The 18159-nt window shown below is 72.3% G+C and carries 10 protein-coding genes; 3 read left to right on the forward strand and 7 right to left on the reverse strand.

Annotated elements, in window-relative coordinates:
- Window positions 1-47: 47 nt before the first annotated feature.
- The 7 genes from AC54T2_RS14060 to AC54T2_RS14090 are packed head-to-tail and all read right to left on the reverse strand — an operon-like array spanning window position 48 to window position 8548.
- Complete coding sequence (locus AC54T2_RS14060) at window positions 48-1739, reverse strand: sugar phosphorylase (protein WP_496666478.1); 1692 nt, start codon at window positions 1737-1739, stop codon at window positions 48-50.
- Window positions 1736-3097 (reverse strand): glycoside hydrolase family 36 protein, encoded by a 1362-nt coding sequence (locus tag AC54T2_RS14065; protein WP_496666479.1) that lies wholly within the window; start codon window positions 3095-3097, stop codon window positions 1736-1738. Before AC54T2_RS14065 ends, AC54T2_RS14060 begins: the two co-directional genes overlap by 4 nt.
- A complete protein-coding gene (locus AC54T2_RS14070) occupies window positions 3094-4182 on the reverse strand; it encodes a Gfo/Idh/MocA family oxidoreductase (protein ID WP_489974971.1) in 1089 nt (362 codons plus the stop codon). Before AC54T2_RS14070 ends, AC54T2_RS14065 begins: the two co-directional genes overlap by 4 nt.
- Window positions 4179-5255 (reverse strand): zinc-dependent alcohol dehydrogenase, encoded by a 1077-nt coding sequence (locus AC54T2_RS14075; RefSeq protein ID WP_496666480.1) that lies wholly within the window; start codon window positions 5253-5255, stop codon window positions 4179-4181. Before AC54T2_RS14075 ends, AC54T2_RS14070 begins: the two co-directional genes overlap by 4 nt.
- A 7-nt stretch (window positions 5256-5262) precedes the next feature.
- Window positions 5263-6138, reverse strand: a complete 876-nt coding sequence (locus AC54T2_RS14080; protein WP_489974973.1) for an ABC transporter permease subunit — start codon at window positions 6136-6138, stop codon at window positions 5263-5265.
- The gene (locus AC54T2_RS14085; protein ID WP_489974974.1) at window positions 6135-7148 is read right to left on the reverse strand and encodes an ABC transporter permease subunit; all 1014 of its coding nucleotides are present in this window, start codon (window positions 7146-7148) and stop codon (window positions 6135-6137) included. Before AC54T2_RS14085 ends, AC54T2_RS14080 begins: the two co-directional genes overlap by 4 nt.
- Window positions 7149-7150: 2 nt before the next feature.
- The gene (locus tag AC54T2_RS14090) at window positions 7151-8548 is read right to left on the reverse strand and encodes an extracellular solute-binding protein (protein ID WP_489974975.1); all 1398 of its coding nucleotides are present in this window, start codon (window positions 8546-8548) and stop codon (window positions 7151-7153) included.
- A 154-nt stretch (window positions 8549-8702) separates the two neighbouring features.
- Between AC54T2_RS14090 and AC54T2_RS14095 the strand changes: the two genes are divergently transcribed.
- The 3 genes from AC54T2_RS14095 (at window position 8703) to AC54T2_RS14105 (ending at window position 18118) form a co-directional block, all read left to right on the forward strand.
- Entirely contained in the window at window positions 8703-9857 is a 1155-nt protein-coding gene (locus AC54T2_RS14095; protein WP_489974976.1) for an ROK family protein, read from the forward strand.
- A gap of 214 nt (window positions 9858-10071) precedes the next feature.
- A complete protein-coding gene (locus tag AC54T2_RS14100; RefSeq protein ID WP_496666481.1) occupies window positions 10072-12978 on the forward strand; it encodes a hypothetical protein in 2907 nt (968 codons plus the stop codon).
- Between the two features lie 4 nt (window positions 12979-12982).
- Window positions 12983-18118 (forward strand): PLL family lectin, encoded by a 5136-nt coding sequence (locus AC54T2_RS14105; protein WP_496666482.1) that lies wholly within the window; start codon window positions 12983-12985, stop codon window positions 18116-18118.
- Window positions 18119-18159: the final 41 nt, after the last annotated feature.

Raw genomic sequence — 18159 nt, forward strand, 5'->3', positions numbered from 1 at the left:
CTCGCGCGCGGGCAGCGGCGGGATCGGGCGAAGATCGTCCGTCGGGGTCAGCGGTCCGGCCGCACCCACGCGTGGCCCCACGGGCCCAGCTCCAGCGGCTCGAGGCGACGGCCGGTGAGCACGTCGGTGCCGACGACGTCGGTGAGGCGGACGACGTCGGCGCTGACGTTGGTGACGCAGAGGAGCTCGTCGGGGGTGCCCCGGCCACGACGGACCGCGAAGACGCGGTCGTCGGGCCGTTCGACGTGCTGGGTGCCGAACGGCGAGAAGGCGGGCTCGCTGCGGCGTACGTCGAGCAGCCGGCGGAGGCCGGTGAACACCGCGCGCCGCCGGGGGTCGGCGGCGAGCTCCGCCAGCAGCCGGTCCGAGTCGAGCACCGCCCGGTTGATCCGCCGGTTGATCCGGCTGGTGACCATCCCCTCGAGGTCGGGCGGGGAGCCGACGAGCGAGTGGAGGTAGATCGCCGGGACACCGAGGAACGCGAGCAGGATGCTGTGCGCGGCCAGCGACTTCCCGGCGAGCACGGACGGGTCGCGCGCCTCCTCGACGGTGCAGAGCGCGTCGAGATAGCTGAGGTTGAGCTCGTAGACGCTCCGTGAGCCGTCGGGCCGCTCCACCCACGAGACCCGGCCGCCGTGGGCGTGGGTCCGGTCGACCAGCGCCCTGCGCTCGGCCTGGTCGAGGATCCCCTCCGTGGCACGCATCCCGATCCCGTCGTGGCTGGCCAGGAAGTTGAACCAGGTGGCCGTGTCGCTGACCGGTCCGATCCCGGCGGCCCAGTCGCTGAGCCGCGACGTCGACCCGGCCACGAAGGAGTGCAGCACCAGCGGCGGGAGGGCGAACTGGTAGACGAGGTGGGCCTCGTCGTGACCGTCGCCGAAGTAGGAGACGTTCTCGGCGTGCGGCACGTTGGTCTCGGTCAGCAGCCGCGCGCCGGGCGCGACGTGGTCGACCAGCGCCCGCCACAGCTTGATCACCGCGTGTGTCTGCGGGAGGTGGAGGCAGCTGGTGCCGGACTCCTTCCAGAGGAAGCCGATCGCGTCGAGCCGGATGGCGCACGCGCCGCGCGCGAGGTAGCCGAGCAGCACGTCGGTCAGCTCCTCCAGGGCTCGCGGCTCCCGGACGTCCACGTCGACCTGGTCCTCACCGAACGTGGTCCAGGCCAGCGCCTCGGTGCCGTCGGGCCGCGCGAAGGCGTGGAACAGGGGCGTCGTCCGCGGTCGCGTCACGCGGGAGGTGTCGAAGTCGGGATCCTCCTCGAGGTAGAACCCGCGGCGGGCCGGGTCGCCCGCCAGCCAGCCGAGGAACCACGGACTGCGGCTGGAGGTGTGGTTGGCGACGAAGTCGAGCATCAGCCCGTGCTCGGCGGACAGGTCGGTGACGTCCTGCCAGTCGCCCAGCGCCGGGTTGACCGCTCGGTGGTCGACGACCGCGAAGCCGTCGTCGGACGTCCACGGGAAGATCGGCAGCAGGTGGACGTCGCTGACCACGTCGCCGACCGCGTCGTGCAGGAACCGGCCGAGCGTGTGCAGCGGCGCCTCCCCGCGCCTGCGGATCCCGTCGCCGTAGGTGATCAGGTAGGTCGTCCGATGGGTCAGCGGCGCGATCTCGCGCCCGGCGAGGAGCTCGGCGTACCGCTGCGCCAGGGCGACCAGGCGGGCGCCGACCTCGTCGGAGCGACCGGGGTAGAGCAGCGCCAGGTGCGGCGAGATCCTGGCCGCGAGGCCGTCGGCGCTCACCTCGTCACCTCGCGCTGCGCCACCTCGGCGCCGGACCGGATGCGCTCGAGCGGGAACGGGGTGCCCGCGTCGACGGTGTCGGCCAGCAGCCGCCGCACGATCGCCAGGCCCGAGCCGTCGAGCTCGGCGACCCGGTCGGAGAACGAGCGGAGGCCGCCGTACTCGCGGGCGAGCGCCGCCCACCGCTCGCGGTGCGCGTACGTCGGGCGCGCGACCACGCAGTCGGGGTCGTTGACCCACAGCCGGCCGTGCTGCCACGCCCGCGCGGCCATCGGCATGAGCCCGCGCAGGCCGGTCGAGCCGTCCTCGCCGCCCTCGTGGAAGGTGTCCGGGGAGACTCGCATGGCGTCGACCAGGCCGACGCTCGGCAGCAGGGGTGCGCCGCAGCCGACCAGGTAGACGTGCGGGCCGACCGCGTCCCGCACCAGCTCCAGCCCCCTCCGGTAGGCCGTGACGCCGTCGACGTCGTCGTGGCGCCGGCCGGGCACCGCGCCGCCGTAGAGGAAGTCGAGCTTGAGGTAGTCGATGCCGAGGGCGGTCAGTCGTCCGAGCGCGTCGACCAGCAGCTCCTGCACGCCGGGGTGGGTGAGGTCGAGGCCGGCCAGCGCCTGGCCCCAGTTGCGTCCGGCCGGGCCGACCAGCCAGTCGGGGTGGTCGCGGGCGAGGGTGGTCTCGACCCCCACCAGGAAGGGGGCCGCCCAGAGACCGGCGCGGCGGCCGGTCGAGCGGATCTCCTCGACGAGCCCGGCCAGCGACCCGAACCGCGCGGACGGGAGCAGGCCCTCCCCCAGCCCGGCGCTCCACCCGTCGTCGACCTGGACCACGTCGACCGGCAGGTCGTGGGACTCAAGCGCGTGGAGGTTGTCGCGGACGTCGTCGGCGGTGACCTCCTCGAAGTAGCGGTACCAGGAGCACCACACCGTCGGCGGCGCGCCCCTCGGGAGGGGGCCGCGGGCGGCGGCGAGCTCGTCGCCGTACGCCGCCAGGGCGGCCTCACCGCCGTCGGCGTGCTCGGTCGTGGCCACGTCGCCGGTGGCGCGGACGACGACCCGGTCGTGCTCGAGGACGGCGTGGACGGTCGGCACGTCGTGGCGGCCCGCAGCGGCGCGGTAGCAGTGGGCCGGATCGCCGGTCCCGGGGTCGACGACCAGCAGGCCCTCGCCCTGGAACGCCTCGCGGTGGACCGGGGTGCCGGGGCGGAAGCGCATCAGGTGCTGCCAGTGGTGCTCGGGACGCCGGGGGCTCGCGGTCACCGGGGACCACGTCGCAGGGCTCCAGCTCTGCCAGCCCTCGGCGTAGACGCGGCCGCGGACCGGGTCGACCGCGAGCTCGCCGACGACCTCGCCGCCCCGCGTCACGGCGCCACCAGGGGGTACGACGGCGCGACCGGGACGCCGCCGCGCTCGGCGGACTCGCGGGCGGCGAGCACCAGCGCCACGGACCGGGAGGCGTCGGCCGCGCTGTTCTCCGGCTGCCGGCCCTCGGCCACGGCGCACATCAGCTCGCCCATCGCGGCCGCGAACCCGTCCACGAACCACGCACCCTGCAGCGGGATCGGACGGCGCGACGAGCCGTCGTCGTGCTCGAGCCGGTCGGAGTCGAGCAGGACGCTGCCGCGCAGGGTGCCGGTCGTGCCGTGCACCCAGAACGGGCACCCGGGCTCGGCCGAGACGGCGTTCCCCGCGATCCGCACGACGGCGGAGGCGCCCGACTGGGCGGCCAGGGACAGCGTCGCCGACCACGGGTTGAGCGCGTCGGCGGGCTGCCCGGGGACCCGCGAGTCCACCGCCTGCACCGAGACCACCTCGCCGGCGCCACCGTCGCGGAGCCAGGTGCGGGTGATGTCCACCCAGTGCAGGAGGTAGTCGGTGAGCAGCATGTGCGGCACGTCGTCGAAGGGCGTCCCCGCCAGTGGGGGAAGCGGCTTGTCGTGCAGGTGGGTGACCCCGACCAGGTCGCCGACCGCACCCGCGCGCAGCAGCAGCGTGGCCGCGCGCCACGGCGGCGCCCAGCGCCCGTTGTGGTTGACCGCGACCCGGACACCGGCCGCGTCGGCGGCAGCGAGCAGGCCCGGCAGGGCGCGCAGGTCGTCGCCGGACAGCGTCAGCGGCTTCTGCGCGAGCACGTGCTTGCCGGCGGCGATCGCGGCCGCGATCCACTCCAGCCGGCCCTCCGGGCCGGTCGCGATGTCGACGAACCGCACGGCGGGGTCGGCGAGCAGGTCGTCGGCCGTGTCGTAGACACGGCCGACGAACGGGAACCGCTCGCGCACGGTCCGCGTGGTGCCGGGGCTGCGGCTCCACACGCCGGCCACCCCCACGCCGTACTGCTCGTAGGCGGGCAGGTGGGCCGACTGCGCGATGGCGCCGCAGCCGAGGATCGCCACGCCGCCGCGGTCGGCGGGGAACCGGGGGCCGGTCTCGCCCGGGGCCGGCGCGCTCATGCGTCGTCCGGGGCGGCCGGGAAGCGCAGCACCGCCTGGAGGATGTCGGGGTCTCCTTGGTCGAGGCGCGCGAAGATCGTGGCCACGTCGGCGGCGTCGACCACGTCGGTCACCAGCGACCGTACGTCGACCCGTCCCCGCCGGACCTGGTCCATGAACGTCCGCACCAGTCGCGGCTGGTCCCACCGCGAGCGCAGCTCCGCCGGCACGCCGGAGATCTGGCTCGCCACGATCCGCACCCGGTTGTGGTGGAACTCCTCGCCGAGCCGCAGGTGGGCCGCACCGCCCTGGTAGAAGCCGGCGGCGACGACTGTCCCGTCGACGACCACCGACCGCACCGCCTCGTGCAGCGCCCGGTCGCTGCCGCTGAGCTCGATCGCGGCGTCGACTCCGCCCCCGGACCACTCGCGGACCACGGCCCCGGCGCCACCGGGGGCGTCGGCCGCCACCACGGCCCCAGCGCCCATGGCGCGGGCCGCGCCGAGCCGCCGGTCGAGGGCGTCGACGGCGACCACCTGCGCGCCACTGAGGACGGTGACCCGGGTCGCCAGCAGCCCGATGACGCCCTGGCCGAAGACCGCGACCCGGTCGCCGAGGCGCGCGTCGGCGGCGAGGACGGCGTTGAGCGCGATCGCCCCGACCCGCGCGAACGTGCCCGACAAGGCGTCCTGCCCCGTCCACACCCGGCCACGCACGGCCGCGGCGGGGACGACCGCCTCGCTCCGGTGGCCCCAGATGCCGTGGACGACGTCGCCGACGACCGGACCGCCCACGTCGCCGGGCACGTCGACGGGCACGTCGTCGGCCACCTCGACCACCTCGCCCACCTCGGAGTAGCCCCAGCCCAGGACCGGGTAGGCGAAGGTCGGTGCCCCGTCGACGAACAGTCGGCGCTCGGCGTCCCAGGTGCGCGAGAGATAGGGGTTGGACCCCCGGTAGGCCGTCAGCTCGGTGCCGGCCGAGATCCCGGAGTACCAGGTGCGCACCCGCACCGATCCGGGCACGAGCGGCGCGGCGTCACACGGAACCAGCGCGACGTTCCCCGGCGCGGTGAACGAGACGACCTCGGGCACCCCCGGCTCAGCCCTTCTCCGCGCCCGCGGTCAGCCCGCCCGCCAGCCACCGCTCGCTGAGGAAGAACATGACGACGATCGGGAGGGTCAGGATGACCGAGCCCGCCATCAGCACCGTGGTCGGCACCTCGATGCTCCCGGCCAGCTGGGACAGCCCGAGGGAGACGGTCCAGTTATCCCGACGCTCGACGAGGAAGAGCAGGGCGAAGAGGAACTCGTTCCACGCGATCATGAAGACGAACAACGCGTTGGACGCGATCGCCGGCAGCGCGAGCGGCAGGCTCACGTGCCGCATCGCCTGCAGGCGCGTGCACCCGTCGATGGCGGCCGCCTCCTCGAGGCTGGCCGGGATGGTGTCGAAGTAGTTGCGCAGCATGTAGATCGACACCGCCGCCACCTGGGCGACGTAGACGACGAGCAGTCCGGTGAGGGTGCCGCGCTGCCCGATGCGGGTGAAGAACACGAACAGCGGGATGGCGAGCAGGATCGCGGGGAAGAAGTAGACCGCGAGGAAGACCGCGCTGATCTGGCGCCGGCCGAAGAAGTCGAGCCGACTCACCGCGTACGCACCGGGGATGGCCACGAGCAGGCTCAGCACGACGGTGCCGACGGCGACGAGGGCGCTGTTCCTGATGAAGGTCAAGAAGCCCTGCCCCCCGTCCTGCGTCGAGGCAAGCACGTCGCGGTAGGTGCCGAGGTCGATCTCGCCCGAGGCCGGCCACAGCGCGCCGGGGTCCTGGAGCAGGCTCTCGAGCGGACGGAACGACAGGAGCACCATGTAGTAGAAGGGGAAGAGCGTGATCAGGAGGAGGAACGCGATCGTGAGCGGCCGGAGCACGCCCCACAGCCTGCGCTCGACCGCGTCGCGGCCGGTCGTGCTCATGCCACCTCCTCCGAACGGCCGAAGAGCCTGAGGTAGACGGTCACCAGCACCGCCAGGATCGCGGCCAGCACCAGCGCCTGAGCCGCCGCGGCACCGATGTCGCCGCGGTTGATCAGGTAGTCGTAGACGCGCACCGCGACCACCTGGGTGCCGGCTCCGCCGCCGGTGAGCAGGTAGATGTCGTCGAAGTTGTTGAACGTCCAGATGAAGCGCAGCACCGTGAGCACGGCGATGGTCGGGAGCAGCTGCGGCAGCACGACGTGGCGGAACCGCTGGCTCGGGCTCGCGCCGTCCATCATCGCCGCCTCGTCGAGGGTGTCGGGGATGGCCTGGAGCCGCGCGGTGAGGAAGAGGAAGGCGAACGGGAAGGAGCGCCACGCCTCGAACAGCACCACGCTGAGCATCGCCTGGCTGACCGGGAGCTCCGCGCCGAACAGCGAGATGGGCTCGCCCGAGCTGAGGAACGCGATCGGCTCGTCCCAGCCCAGCAGGGTGGTGCCGTAGTGGTTGGCCACGCCGAACTGCGGGTTGAGCATCGTGGCCCACACGAAGGTCGCGGCCACCACGGGCGCGACGTAGGGCAGCAGCATGCAGGCCCGCGCGAGCCCGCGCCCCCGGAACGGCCGGCGCAGCGCGAGCGCCGCGACCAGCCCGAGCGCGATGGCGCAGACCGTGCCGCCCACCGAGTAGACGAGGGTGTTGACCAGCGCGTCGAGGAAGCCCGGGGAGGTCAGGACGTTGCGGAAGTTCTCGAGGCTGTAGTCGCCGACCACACCGGTGGTGCTGAGGTTGAGCAGCCGCACCCGCTGGAACGCCAGGGAGATCGTCCAGAGGATCGGCAGCACCACCATCGTCGCGACGATGACGACCGTGGGGGTGATCAGCAGGTAGCCGGTGCGCCGGTCGTCCCGCGCGCGGACCGAGCGCACCCGCCGGTTGCGCCGGCCGGTCGGGGTGCTGCCGCCCGGGTCCGGTGCCGCGACCGTGGCCGGGGCGGCCGGCCCGCTCATCGTCACAGCGAGTCCTGCACCGCTCGGATCGCGTCGGCCGCCTGCTTCGCGGCCTCGTCGGGAGACGTGCCGTTGGCCGCCTCGTTGACGGCGTTGGCCACCGGCTGCTCGCCCTGGATGGCGCCGAGCAGGTCGCCCTGTCCCTGCGGGATCGCCCAGCGCTGGAGGGTGTCGGTGCCGGACGTCAGCGCCTCGAGGACGTCGGGGCCGTAGAAGTCCGAGAGCGGGGCCTTCGTGTCGACGCCGACCTTCATCTTCGCCCAGGCGTCGGCGTAGTCGGTGGCGCCGGCGCTGTCACCGGAGCGGACCGGGATCTTGCCCTCGGGGGCGATCGCGATCCAGGGCTCGTAGCCGTCGGTCATCATGTACTCGACGAACTGCGTGGCCGAGTCGGCCGAGTCGGGCGTGATCGTCCACGACGTGACCTCGCCGTACGTCTTCGGCTCCGAGCCCGACGGCCCCTGGATCGCGGTCACCACGCCGCTGTTCTCGGCCAGGAAGGCCTTGTCGCCCGTGCACTCCTCGCAGGTGGGCAGTGCGTCGTCGCGCAGGCCGGCCAGCTCGTCGAGGATGAAGCTCGACCAGATCAGCATGGCCGCCTGCCCCGCGAAGTAGGAGGCACGCGTGGTGTCGACGTCCTGGGCGCCGTTGACCGAGTAGTCCTGCTGCAGGGTGTTGTAGAACTCCAGCGCCTCGACGCACTCGTCGCTGTCGAGGGTGACCTCGCCGGCGTCGTCGACCATCTCGCAGTCGTTGCCGAGACCGATCTCCTCGAAGGTCTGCGCGGTGAAGGCGTCACCGGCGACGTTGGCGCCCACGAAGCCCGCCACGTCGCTGCTGTCGAGCTCCTCCGCTGCGGCCAGCACGTCGTCGTACGTCTCCGGCGCAGCCAGTCCGGCCTTGTCGAAGAGGTCCTTGCGGTAGACGAGCAGCTGCACCCACGACTCGCTGGGCACCGCGAGCTGCGAGTCGCCGTCGGCCGTCAGCTCGAGGGCGCTCTCGCTGAAGGTGGCGGCGTCGAGGTTGTCGATCACCTCGCCGACCGCGGCGGTGTCGACGAGCTCGTTGGCCGACAGGGTGCGCACCTGCCCCAGCGGGAGGGCGCCGATGACGTCGGGCAGGTCGCCCGCGGCGGCGTTGGAGGTGAGCACCTGGTTGAACTGGTCCTCGGCGACGGCGACCAGCTCGACGTCGACGCCGCTGTCGGCGGCGAAGTCGTCGACGACCGCCTGGGTGGCGGCCACCCGGTCGGGGAGGTCCTCGACGATCCAGACGGTGAGGGCGTCGGCGTCCCCGCCGCCGCCGTCCCCGTCGTCACCGCCGCAGGCCGCCAGCGAGGCGACCAGCGTCGTGGCGAGCACGGCGGCTGCCCGAGATCGGGACCGGCGGAACGTGGACATGGAGCCTCCCGATGTGAGCACGCGCACTTTTGCTCACACAATCGACCTATCATGTCTAGGTGTCAAGCAATTACTGCTGAGCGCTTGCGCATGTGGGATCATGCCGACGCAACTGCGGCGCTCGCAGACAGTCGCAGGAGGAGGAGACCCGCCCGTGCCCACCGGACCCGGCGACATCCTCGACCTGATCCGGCACGGCCACGCCTCCACCCGAGGCGACGTCCTGGAGGCCACGGGCCTCTCGCGGATGACGGTCGCGCAGCGCGTGGACGCGCTGCTCGCCGCCGGCATGATCGTCGAGGGCACCACCACCGAGTCGACCGGCGGCCGGCACCGCCGCCGGCTCGCGTTCAACACCGACCAGGCCAAGGTGCTGGCCGCGGCGGTGGACACCACCCACACCCGCATCGCCGTCACCGACCTGGGCGGCACGGTGATCGGCGACGCCCACCTCGACGTGGCCGTCGACGCGGGCCCCTCCTCCGTCCTCGACCTCATCGCCGCCCGCGCCGGCGAGCTCCTCGGCGACCTCGGCGTCGACGCGACCGAGCTCTGCGGGCTCGGCCTGAGCCTGCCGGGGCCCATCGACCCGCGCTCGAGTCGTCCCAGCGAGCCGCCGATCATGCCCGGCTGGGACGCCTACCCGGTGGGCGAGCACCTGCAGGCGGGGATCCACGGCGTCCCCGTGCACGTGGCCAACGACGCCGACGCCGCTGCGCTGGGCGAGCTGGCCGCCGGCCACGGCGACGCGCGGGCGCTGTGCCTGGTCAAGGTGTCCACCGGAGTCGGCACCGGGATCGTGATCGGCGGCCGGCTCTACGCCGGCTCCGACGGGGGCGCCGGCGACATCGGCCACATCCGGGTCTCCCCGGCGTCCGACGCCCGCTGCCAGTGCGGGATGCAGGGCTGCCTGGCCGCGGTCGCCAGCGGGCGCGCCGTCGCGCGCCAGCTCCGCGAGCTGGGGGTCGAGGCGGCGTCCGGCCGCGAGGTGGGCGAGCTGCTGCGCGTCGGCAACCCCGACGCGGCCCGCCTCACCCAGGAGGCCGGCCGGCGCATCGGCGAGGTGATGGCCAGCCTGGTCTGCGTCGTCAACCCCGATGTCGTCCTCGTCGGCGGCGACCTGTCCTCTACCGCCCTGCTCGCCGGGATCCGCGAGACCCTCTACGCCATGGCGCTCCCCCGCGCCACCCGCCACATGCGGCTCCAGCGCGGCAGCCTCGGCGAGGACGCGGCGGTGGTCGGCATGACCCGGCTCGTGGTGGACCACGAGTTCTCACCGGGCGCCGTCAACCACAAGCTCCGCCGCTGAGCCCGCGCCCGCGCCCGGCCCCGCGCCCCTGACCTGCGGAAACGCCGTCCGCGCGACCGTTGGAACGTCGTCGGCGACAGATGCGGCTGCGACGAGACATACCGCGATCGGGATATCGACCCGGCCTCGGGGGCGGCCTTAGAGTCAATGAGGCGTGACTGTGCCCGGGTCGTCAGTGCGGCGCCCGTGTGCGCAGCCGGTCTGGAGGTGACCGGTGGTCGACCTGTTCCGTTTCATCGAGCACGACTTCGCCTCGCCCGCGAGGACCGACGCGATCGACGTCACCAACGACTCCGACTTCCAGCAGGCCCTGACGGCGGCGACCGAGGATGACCCGAACGGTGACCAGACGCCCGGGGAGCGCGTTCGGGCATTGGCGAGGGACTACCTGGACGAGCACTACCCGTCGCCGACGTCCGAGCCCGCAAGCCTGGGCGATCCGCTGACGGAGCTCAGAGGTGCGCTCCGCAGCACCCAGACGATCGACCCCGCCAACACCCGCCGCGCGGTCTCCGACCTCTTCGGCGTGCGGGCCCAGGACGTCGTCGCCCGCGACGACTTCCAGCGCGACCGCGAGCTGCTGCAGAACGCCGCCCTCGCGGTCAAGCTGCTGACGGCCTTCGACCGGGTCGACGCCGCGCGGATCGCGGGGCAGGTGAGGGCTGTCGCGTTCTTGGAGCTGATCGCCACCGACGCGGCCGTCCCCGCCGACCGCACCGAGATGCGCCGCCTGCTGTCGCGGCCGCTCCGCGTACCTCCCGCGCCGCTGGCGGCCACCGCGCGCACGCCCGTGCGTCGGCAGCCGCCGCCACCACGCGACACGGACCAGCCCGGCCACGACGGCGACCGCGAGGCCCTGCGCGGCGAACGTGACGCGCTCGCCGGAGCCTTGGAGGCGCTGGTGACGTTGCGACCCGATGAGCTCCGAGTGACGGTCGCCGACGCCGTCGATGCCGGCCTCGAGGCGCGTACGGACCGGCCGGACGGCGAGACGGCCACGGAGTCCGCCGGGTTCGGCACATCGACGGTCCGGCTGAACGACGGCGGACGGCGGCGGTTCTCCGACGCCCAGCTGACGGCCATGAGCGACCTTGGCATCGAGCCCGACCAGGCTCCGCTGCCCTTCCTGGTCGACCGGGTCACCCGTCGCCTCGTCACCCTGAACGACCAGCTGCTGCCGCAGGAGGTGACCACGGCGGCGCCGGTGTTCCGGGTGGGTGGGCGCCTGTTTGCCGGCGGTCCGAAGACGACCCTGTCAGGCGAGGCGCCCGACGAGCCGCCGGCCGACGAGCCCGACGTCAGCATTGCGATCACCCGCCCGGTGGGGATCGGCAACCTCCGGGTGGTCCGCCAGGAGCTGATCGGCTACTCCCCCGGCGCCATCTCCCACATCGAGAACGTGCTCGAGGGCGAGCTGCTGCGGCGCCGCACCCGCCGGCACGAGTTCATGGAGACCTTCGAGACCCTCGAGACCACGACCAGCGAGTCGCGCGAGCGGGACCAGCAGTCCACCGAGCACCACGAGCTGGCCTCGGAGGTGCAGAAGGAGTCCGGGCGCCAGAGCAGCACGGCCGGTGACGGCACGACGTCGTCGGACTACGGCAAGCTCGTCGAGAACAGCAAGTCCACCTACGCGCAGACCTTGGTCAACAAGTCGGTGGAGACCATCACCCAGGAGGTCCACGCGACGCGCGGCCGCCGCGAGGGTCGCAGCTACACCGAGCGGGCGCAGCACGTGCTCGACAACTCCCAGGGCACCGAGAAGATCCGCGGGATCTACCAGTGGGTCGACAAGGAGTACAGCCTGCGCGTGCTCGACTATGGCAAGCGCCTGATGTACGACGTGGTGGTGCCGGAGCCGGCGGCCGTCCTGGTGCAGGCGCTGCAGTCCGCCGTCGCTCCCGAGGCGTTCCAGCTGTCCAAGCCCGTCAACTCCATCCCCGCACCCAGCGGGATCGATGCGGCCAACTACCAGTGGTACGCCCAGCAGTACGGCGTGTCCGGATCCGTGAACCCGCCGCCGGACCTGCTACGGACCGTCGCGCACACCGAGGTCGTCGACGGGAGCCACAAGGTCAACGCCTACGGGGGCGAGCGGGAGATGCCGCACCAGACCGCCTTCAAGCTCGCGATCCCCGGCGACTACCAGGCGCTGAGCGGCTACGTGCAGCGCGTCAACGCCACCTGGTTGCAAGAACCCGGTCGCATGCTGGAGGTGTTCGTCGGTTCGAGCAACTACCACCGGCTCGGCGGGGCGGGCAACCCGGGACTCAACGTGACGTTCACGATGGCCGGCGAGACCGGCGAGATCCCGGTGACGGCCCGCTGCTTCGACCAACTCGTCCTGCTGGCCTACTCGGTCGCCCTGGTCTGCCAGCGCACGGACGCGTCGTACGCCCAGTGGCAGCTGCGCACCCACGCCGCGCTCGTCAGCGGCTACCAGCGCCAGCTGGCCGACTACGAGGACAAGCTGACCAGGTACGTCGCGGGGTTCCGCGCCCAGATCGCCGCCGGCGGCCTCTCCCACGACCCGAAGGTGGCGCTGGAGGAGCTCAAGCGGGCGTTCGTGTTCCTGCTGCTCGGCGAGCACCCGGCCGCGTGGCTGCCGACCCCTGCGCCTGCCCCGGCACCTCCCGCGGCGACGCTCCCGGACCCGCTGCAGGTGCGCGAGTGGGGCGCTGTCATCGCCTTCTTCGAGCGTGCCTTCGAGTGGGAGAACCTCATGTACACCTGCTACCCCTACTTCTGGGCGCGACCCCAGCGGTGGCAGGAGCTGGCGCTGATGCAGGATGCCGACCCGATGTTCGAGGCCTTCCTCAAGGCTGGCGCTGCGCGAGTCGTCGTACCCGTCCGCCCGGGGTTCGAGGCAGCCCTCGCGCACTACCAGGAGACCGGCGACGTGTGGATGGGCCAGGAGATGCCCGACATGTTCGGCGACCACTACCTCTCGATCATCGACGAGATCAAGGCCGCCAACTTCGCGCCGGACCAGGAGGTCTGCGTCCAGCAGTGGAAGGTCACCCTGCCCACCACGCTGGTCCTGCTGAAGGAAGACGCCGACCTGCCGCACTGGGACCCCACGCCGTGCGGACCCGGGCCTGCCGTGCCGCCGGAACCGTGACCGCGTGGCCGGCGACCTGCGTGAGGCGCTCGAGCGTCGCAAGGCGTGGTTCTTCGAGAGCCAGCTGAGACGCCTCAACCTCGACACCTTCCGCGGCATCCGCCCGACGTCCGACGACACCCGCCTCCCTCTGATCTCGGAGTCGACCGGCCTCACCGGCGACCCGGCTGCCGGACCGAGTGTCGGCATCAAGGACATCGACCGGGTCTACCTCGACAGCGGCGAGTCGGTCTGGACCGAGGAGGACGAGGAGCTCCACGGCGCTTTCGGCGGCACGCTGCTCGGCCGGGTCGGAGACTTCCTGGGTGCCCGGGAGCCGCACCGCCTGGCAGAAAGGCTCGCAGCGCTGCGCACGGAGCTCGAGGCCAGCGCCTCCAGGTCCGCCCACGATCCCTTCCCGACGCTCAACGGCTATCCGCGCGACCCGCCCAAGATCACGACGTCGGCCCGGGCGCGCGGCGACTCTCGGGGGGTTGCGATCTCGCGGGCGGAGACCGCTGGCCGGATGCCGTGGCTGGTCCCCGAGCTCTTCCCGCTCGAGGGCGAGAACACTCTCGAGACCGAGGGGTGGGTGCGGTCGCTGGAGGGCTACGTCGCGTCGTTCGAGACCGACCTCGCAGTGGCGATCGGTGGCATCGCCGGCGTCCGGCCGCCGTACGCGGGGACATCCGGCGATTCCTCGGACGGGACGCCCATCGGGGCGGCACCGGCGGCGTACCGGGCCTTCGTGTCGATGATGCTGACCGCCAGTACGACCCGACCGGCTGGCGACTACGTGCGGGCGAGGTTCACCGAGGGCATCCGGCTGGCGGACAACCAGGAGGACAAGGACTTCCACTACCTGTCGGTCGCGACCAACGGAGCCGCCATGGGGCCGGTGCGCGACTACCCGTGGTCGACCCGGATGAAGTACTGGGTGGGCGTCTACAACGACCCTCTGCGCGAGTGCATCGGCTGGAAGCCCAACTCGGACATGGGCCTGTGCCAGCTGGTCCGGCTGCTCTATCGCTACGGCCCGCTGCCGGCGTCCTTCGGCCCGACCCCCGCCTGGCGCACCAGGGCGGTGCCCGACGACACCTTCACCGGCTTCTTCAATGCCCGCGCCGCCGCGTGCGGCGACAACCACCCGCTGCGCGACCGGCTGCGCACCGGCGAGGCCAAGCTGCGCGTGATCCTCGAGGAGACCGCGAGCCAGCCCCGCGCGCCCGACACGAGCTGGTCACCGATCGCCGGCGAGATCCTCAAGCAGGGCTTGCAGTCCTACAAGTTCTGGCTCGACGAGCAACCGCGCGCCCTCGACAACGACCGGGTCAACAAGGTCAAGCGCGACCTGGGCTACGGCGACGAGAACGACCGGGAGATGGAGTTCTGGTCCGAGAACCACTACATCATGTTCGCCTCGTCGGAGTACCTCCTCGGACAGCTCTGGCTCGACGACGCCTTCCAGCCGGGCCGGGTGATCCCCGGCGCGGCCGTGGCCGAGAGCGTGAAGAGCGGGGAGCAGCGGCGGCGCCGCGGTCGCGCCCGTTGCCTCAAGTGGCTCAACAACCGACTGATGTTCGGCTGGATGGAGTTCAACTCCTCCGGCTACTACCGCGAGCACCTGTGGGCGCTGCTCAACCTGGTCGATTTCGCGAAGGACGAGGAGGTGCGCACCAAGGCCACGATGGCCGTTGACCTGATGCTCTTCGACGTCCTGCGCTTCTCCCACCGCGGCTCCATGGGTGCGGCCGGCGGCCGCAGCCAGTTCAAGTCCAAGAGCCACGGCTTCGACAACGGGCTGACCGACGTGACCGAGATGCTGCTCGGGGTGAAGGGCGTCTTCGCCGAGGGCAGCTCCGAGATCGGCGCCAGCTTCGCCACCTCGACCTACGAGGTGCCGCAGGTCCTCCTCGAGATCGGCAGTCACCCGCCGGCGTACCCCTTCACCGACCGCGCCCGGGTGTCGGTCACCTTCGACGAGGCGGCGAAGTACGGCATCGCCTACTCGCAGAAGTCCGTCACCAAGGACTCCTTGCTGCGGGGATACGCCGTCAAGCGCGCGCTGCACCAACCGCACCTCGACGAGGTCAACCGCGAGATCGCCCGCACGCACGAGGACTACGGACGGATGGAGGACGACACCGTCTTCTTCTGGGGCATGTCGGCGTTCTTCAACAAGCAGGTCGTGCGCAACACGCTGCGGCTCGTCCACCAGTTCGGGCTGGAGAAGGCCGAGGCGTTCGGGATGGTGCGCACACTGATCGAGTACGTCCTGCGCTACACCAAGGCGACGGACTTCGCGCTGCCCGGCGGACCGGGCGACCTGCTCGGACCGGTGACCGACCTCTTCAGCGGCGACGGGGGGGACCGCGTCGCGGAGATCGACGAGGACACGGCCGACGATCTGTCCGTGGTGCTCGAGGGCTCCACTCGCACGCGCGCCAACATCCTGACCTACCGCTCCCCCGGCGCGATGCAGTCGAGCGCCCAGAACTTCCGCCCCGGCCAGCTCAACTTCCAGAGCAGCCTCCAGCAGGCCACGCTCTCCGGTGCGCTCAACGTCTTCGTCACTGCGGGGTTCGAGGGCCTCGACATCTCGGACCTCGTGGTCTTCCTCGGCGGCGCCGCCGTCGGGGGCGTGGTCTTCGGGCCGCTGGGTGCGGTCGCCGGCGGGATCGCCGCGGTAGCCCTCGAGGACGAGTACCTCGAGGGCACCAACCCGCTCGGCCGCCTCGACGGCCCGGACTGGTGGACCGGCTACTGGGCGACGCCACGCATCGCCGCGCACCGGGGCGCGGTCATCATGCTGTCGGAGTTCCACGCCGTGCAGGACTTCCTGGCCGAGTGCGGGTCACACGCGTGGTTCCCCCAGGAGGGCTTCGACCGGGTCGTCGAGCGTCGAACATCGGCCTACGACGACGCCGACTTCGCGCTGCTCGACATCGGGCACATCGGCCCCAAGGGCTTCTGGGTGTTCGGCATGGTGCGCCACCCGACGCCGGGGGGGACCACCGGCGAGCCCGAGGAGGGCTACGTCGGGGTGTTCTCCAACCAGCGTCCCGAATGGCTCTCCAAGGACGACGACCCCTACCCCAAGCGCCTCGAGGAGGAGGAGAAGGAAGAGCTGATGGAAGGCCGGCCCGACCCGTTCGCCGGCCGGGACTGGTATGTCAACGGCAAGAACGTCTGGATCGTCCAGGTCGGGAGCCGCTCGGAGTACGGCAGCTTCGAGGCGTTCATGGACCGGGTCTCCTCGGCGAGGGTGCACCTCGACGACACCGGCGACCTCGAGTGCACCTACGACGTGCCGCGGCCCGAGGGCGGCGCGGACCGGCTGCGGGTGACCAACACCGACGACCCGGAGTTCGAGCTCAACGGCCACCCGCTGGCCATCGATCTCTACCCCAGGTTCGAGAACCCATTCGTTCGCAGCGGTCGCGTCGAGTGGGGACAGCCGGGCTACTGCCTGGAGTGGAACGGGCACTCGCTGCTCCACGACCTGCGCGACTACCGCACGCCGGTGCGGGTCGACGAGCCACGTCTGCTCGCCGGTGCGGCCGACGAGATCATCGCCCTGGTGGTGTTCCTACGCACCGGCGAGGAGGCGATGGAGCCCTTCACCACCGCGCTGGCCACGGTCGACATCAGCGGAGAGAGGGTCGTCACTTACCAGACCGCCGCCGTCGGGCCGGTGCCGGAGGAGACCGACCACGACGCGGAGTGGCTCCACCTCGCCGGTCCCGTCGAGCGTAGCCCGGACATGACCCTGTCGCTGCTGCACCCGGCCGCCGGCGGCAACCCGCTGGACCTCTCCTTCCCCGACCCCGACGCGCTGGCCGGCATGGACCCGTGGGACCTGCTGACCGAGGGCGTCCCCGACCTCCTCGCCGCACCCTTCGAGGCGATCGGCGAGCTGCTGGACTCCGGCGACGACCCCGAGTGGAAGGCCCGCTTCACGCTCAAGGCGCTCATGGGTGACTGGACCCTGAAGGAGTGCTCGGTGCCGTTCGGCGGCATCAATGTCGAGGACGACCGGCGCGACAGCGGACCCCGGCCGTTCGCCGTACGTGTGGGCCGGTGGGCCACCTGGCAGCGGGTCGCCGGCGGGGTGGAGTCGCGGCGCTGGCTGCTCGCGCGGCAGCCATCGGCGAGCGCGGTGTGGCTCGAACACCACGACCTCTTCGTCGTCGACGACGCGGGTCGTCTGTGGCACAAGCGCGCGAAGGCGGCGATGACGCAGGGAGCCTGGTACGAGGACGACGGCGCAGGCGCCGCGCCCGACTGGCGGCGGCTGGTCTCGTGGGCCGCCAGCTCCGACATGACGGGCCGGACGCTGCTCTTCGCCGTCGACCCGGCAGGGCTGCACGTCCGGGTGAGCGACCAGACCGGCCGCTGGACCGAGCCCTGGTCCGACCCGGCGCCGCTGACCGACGGCGCCGGGATCCTCCCGGCACCGGTGCCCCTGGGGTCGTCGACGACCATCACCGTGGTTCCCGTCGACAACAGCTTTTCCGGGATCGTGGACCTCCACCTGACCGGTTCCGACGGCGAGGTCTACGTCAACGCGGGCTGGTCCCCCGGCGCGGACGCGAGACCGTGGCTCCGGCTGGAGACCGTCGACCTCACCCTGGCCCCGGCGTCGCCGCTCGCCGTCGTCGGAGGGTACGTCGTGGCGAGCTCGGTCGACGGCACGCTCTGGGGCCGGCACCGCGACCGGGTCGTGCTGATGGCCGGAGGCTGGGAGAACCTCGGCGGACCGGGCTTCGTGGTCTCGCGCTTCGACGCGGGCGGAGTCGCTGGCGACCTCCTGCTCGCCGCCTCCGGTCCCGCGGGTCAGGTCAGCCTGGGACGCCGCCCGGGCGCCGACCCGGTCGTCTGGGTGCCGACCCGGACCGACGATGCCTGGCGGCCGCGCCCCCGCGCCGATCTGGGGTGGGTCACCACCGACCCCGGCGTCCACGCGGTCTACGTGCCGGGCCTCGACGGCACGGTCCGCTGCGCGACGTACGCCGACCCGGTCTGGCGTCCGGTCGGACGAGGTACGCCGCCCGCCGGCGCCCCCGCCTCGCGCGTCGCCGTCACCTGCCGCGTCCCCGGCCAGGTCGAGGTCTTCACCGACACGGTGGACCGCTCCCTGTCCTGGACGTGGTGGTCCTGACCTGCGCGCCCACGGCACCGAGTGCGCACGCTTCTCGGCAC

This window comes from Nocardioides sp. Z35_8 (genome assembly GCF_059621125.1).

Excerpts from the sequence above, each read along its gene's own strand:
- AC54T2_RS14085 (WP_489974974.1), bottom strand. The coding sequence starts at position 7,148 with ATGAGCGGGCCGGCCGCCCCGGCCACGGTCGCGGCACCGGACCCGGGC.
- AC54T2_RS14090 (WP_489974975.1), bottom strand. The coding sequence starts at position 8,548 with ATGTCCACGTTCCGCCGGTCCCGATCTCGGGCAGCCGCCGTGCTCGCC.
- AC54T2_RS14070 (WP_489974971.1), bottom strand. The coding sequence starts at position 4,182 with ATGAGCGCGCCGGCCCCGGGCGAGACCGGCCCCCGGTTCCCCGCCGAC.
- AC54T2_RS14080 (WP_489974973.1), bottom strand. The coding sequence starts at position 6,138 with ATGAGCACGACCGGCCGCGACGCGGTCGAGCGCAGGCTGTGGGGCGTG.